Below are 3,160 nucleotides of genomic sequence, written 5' to 3' on the forward strand. Positions count from 1 at the left end.
AAGTTCAATGCCAGAGTTTTGCTGGCATGATCACTCAAGATTCCGAGAGATCATCGTTCCTAACGTATTAGTTACAATATCATCAATCTGGAAATGACCTCGTTCTGTAATCAACTGTATCATTTCAATGATACAGCTCAGACAGAATCCCAGAATGGAGCATACAAACGGATTCCTCAACTGTTTCCATTTTAGTGGAATAAAGATTCCAAAAGGGATAAAAAGAAGTACATTCTCAATCACATATGCATTTGCTCTGGGTCCGCCTAATGTATCAAAGAACTTAAAACTTATTCCTGTACGCGACCCTGGTTCACGCTCAAATATGGTTATGATAAAAAGCATTATAAGGTAGCTAGTGAATAGGGTGCTGCATATAGGTTTTTTGTAACGACGTATACATAAAATAGTTATCAGATATAACAGAATACCCAATAAAAAAGCTAAGGGAAGATATTGCATTTCTTTAAATATATCCTGAAAAATGTAATGAATGGTTTTAGGAAATAGCGAATTCAAGAGGTCGGCTCCTTTTAGACATGGTCTGGGAAATTGGGAAAGATATGTTCCTTTGCCTTTATATAAATGTATTTTATCACAAGATTAAAGAAGTGTATTTCTTTATATAGGTAAAATTTTAGACTTATTACTGTCAAGTAATTATCGGCATTTTTTTCATATCAGATTCTCCCATGCTTTTTTAACTCCTTATGTCCACTGGGAGCGGTCATACCAAATGTAAACTCGCTCCCACTCCGGAGTAAACGTGGTGGTATCCGACCATTGCCAGAAATTTTCTTCGGTCCCCATGCGTGTTTTCCCAAAAAACTGACATATAGCTAGTGTATTGACCAGTTTATATTCAGTCAAATCACTTTTCTCAGGATAAGCCAAACCTGAGATAGAGCTATATCAGTTTAATTCTAGCATTGTCAGTAGTGAACTGCCATTGGATATATGAAGTGTGCTTATTACGGTCACTTTCCCATGCTGCCAGTTCCTGGCGGAGCAAAATTATCTCCTTAATCCTACGAGACAGACATTGGCGAGCCATTACGTTAAGCTCTATTTCGGCAATGTCCAACCAACTCCCATGTTTTGGGGTATAATGAATTTCCAGTCTTTTGGCAATTCTTCGGGCTTCCGGGGCAGGGAATGCCCTATACAGGGATGAAATGGCATGGATATTTAGATTATACATGACGAGTATGATATTATCGCGGTCAGGATAGCTGACATCTACCAGATATCGGATCTCATCAGCCCAGTCAACAGCTGTACAGTGTTTCCGGACGCTGACATGGCGCACACCTCCCAGCGGTTCCACGAATACAAATATGCTGCAGGTGCCGTTCCTGATATATTCATAATCAATCTTCCGGGTATCCCCTGAACGCATGTGTAATGGATCCCTGGTTTCCCCCAGCAGCTGGTATGGCTTTTCATCCATGCATAATACAGTAATATCTGGGTTGTAGGGCAGTTCATAAAGGTCCAGGATATCTTCCATACAAGATACTAATTCTGCATTTCCCTTTAGCGGAATGCACCAGTAGGCATTTTTGTGAGGTCGAAGTTCATTTTTTTAAGTCTGGCATATGGTTTTCCTTTTTACTGGAACATTAAGCTCAATGCGGGCTTTTTCCTCCAGGAGCCGGATTATCAAGCGTGAATGCCCCTCTGGGGCTGGATCACAGGCCATCTGGATGATGCGTGCCTCAGTACGTACGTCCATCTTTCATAATGCAGCGCTGGAATTTGGACTGATGTTGTACCGGATGATATCTTTTATACCATTTTTGACATAAGACTGGATAACATTTGTTATGGTAGTGGGGCAGACAGCATATCTGTGTGCAAGCTGGGAGTGAGTAAGCCCCGTCCCGTGAACCTCATCCAGTTCAAGCAATATCTGGCATCGTTTTATAGCAGTCTTACAGTTTTTCTTGTCACTAATTATTTTGTATAGTGTATCTCTCTTGCCATCTGTGAGCTTAATGATATATGTTTTAGGTCTTGCCATAGCCACCACCGCCGATTCTTTTTAGTATATCACGGAATGGTATTTTATAGAATCATTATTTAGCTGAATATAACTCGGTCAGTACACTAGATAGTCGTACATAATGAATTGAATTAACCTCTTTTCAAATCCTATATATTCCCCGCGCTCCTTTCGCACTTCGTCACTCTGTCTCCTACCAATATTCCTAACAATCCGGGGCAGATTCGTTTCAGTATGTAATACCCTAACATTCCGCACAATACCCCTATCATCGGTTTTATGAAATACATGATGCTGTATGTCAGCACGGTATTTTCATAGAAAAACCCGATAATCGTATATATAAACCTATGCGTCAGGTAAATAAAGAACGTTGTTGGTGCCAGCAACCTCATCATCTTTCCCTCAGGAACAAGGAACTTGGATATCTTTACGACATAAAGAACTGCAACAAGGATAAATAGTCTGTGGAACAGTGTCCATCTGATCACAAAATCCAAGATTGCCGCTACGACAAATGCCAGCGTTGCCGCCCAGACATTCACTCTATCCATAACTTTCATATGGATATCATATTTAACGATATAATATCCGAAGATCCAGAGTACAAGTGCATATGTATGAAGTCCGTAGAGCGTATATGTGTTCTCACCATATGTTGATATACACCCGAACCAAATGATCAGATTGAAGATCATCATCACCTTCGGCAACCTGTCGATCAGCCACTTGATTACTGATGCCAGAATATTCAGCAGGAACAGATCTCTTAAAAACCACAGCAGCGATAACTCCGGCTTGCATTCGCCTACCAATCCCAGATATGCATTCAGCCAGTCGAACACGGAATAACTGAAATAATCCGGAATACTGCTTGCGGGAGAATCCAAAAGCACGATCCGCATCATCATCATCAGGATCCACAAAGTATTGAAGATCACATACGGAACCAACAGGCTCCTGATCTTCTTGACCATATTCTGCTTCCAAGTGTACTTCATCGAGCGATAAAATAACATGGACGAAACCAGAAAATAAGTCGGTACCGCACTGTCACAGACGATCTTACTCATAAAATAAGTAAGAGCAGATATCAGCTTTGGGGGGGGGGGGGGGGGGGGGGGGGGGGGGGGGGGGGGGGGGGGGGGGGGGGGG

4 protein-coding genes are annotated in these 3,160 nt (G+C 41.7%); all 4 read right to left on the reverse strand.

The genetic code is table 11. The annotated features are described in order from the left end of the window. Positions 1 to 30: 30 nt before the first annotated feature. Entirely contained in the window at positions 31 to 462 is a 432-nt protein-coding gene (locus tag LI015_RS28925) for a VanZ family protein (protein ID WP_227126761.1), read from the reverse strand. 445 nt (positions 463 to 907) lie between these two features. Beyond that, the gene (locus tag LI015_RS27770; RefSeq protein WP_227126762.1) at positions 908 to 1,546 is read right to left on the reverse strand and encodes an IS630 family transposase; all 639 of its coding nucleotides are present in this window, start codon (positions 1,544 to 1,546) and stop codon (positions 908 to 910) included. A 192-nt stretch (positions 1,547 to 1,738) separates the two neighbouring features. Beyond that, complete coding sequence (locus LI015_RS27775; RefSeq protein ID WP_227126760.1) at positions 1,739 to 2,023, reverse strand: helix-turn-helix domain-containing protein; 285 nt, start codon at positions 2,021 to 2,023, stop codon at positions 1,739 to 1,741. 131 nt (positions 2,024 to 2,154) lie between these two features. Beyond that, entirely contained in the window at positions 2,155 to 3,102 is a 948-nt protein-coding gene (locus tag LI015_RS27780) for an acyltransferase (RefSeq protein ID WP_264468658.1), read from the reverse strand. Positions 3,103 to 3,160 lie beyond the last annotated feature (58 nt).

The sequence above is a fragment of the Enterocloster sp. 210928-DFI.2.20 genome, assembly GCF_020554465.1.
Classification (GTDB): domain Bacteria; phylum Bacillota; class Clostridia; order Lachnospirales; family Lachnospiraceae; genus Enterocloster; species Enterocloster bolteae.

Excerpts from the sequence above, each read along its gene's own strand:
- LI015_RS27775 (WP_227126760.1), bottom strand. The coding sequence starts at position 2,023 with ATGGCAAGACCTAAAACATATATCATTAAGCTCACAGATGGCAAGAGA.
- LI015_RS28925 (WP_227126761.1), bottom strand. The coding sequence starts at position 462 with ATGCAATATCTTCCCTTAGCTTTTTTATTGGGTATTCTGTTATATCTG.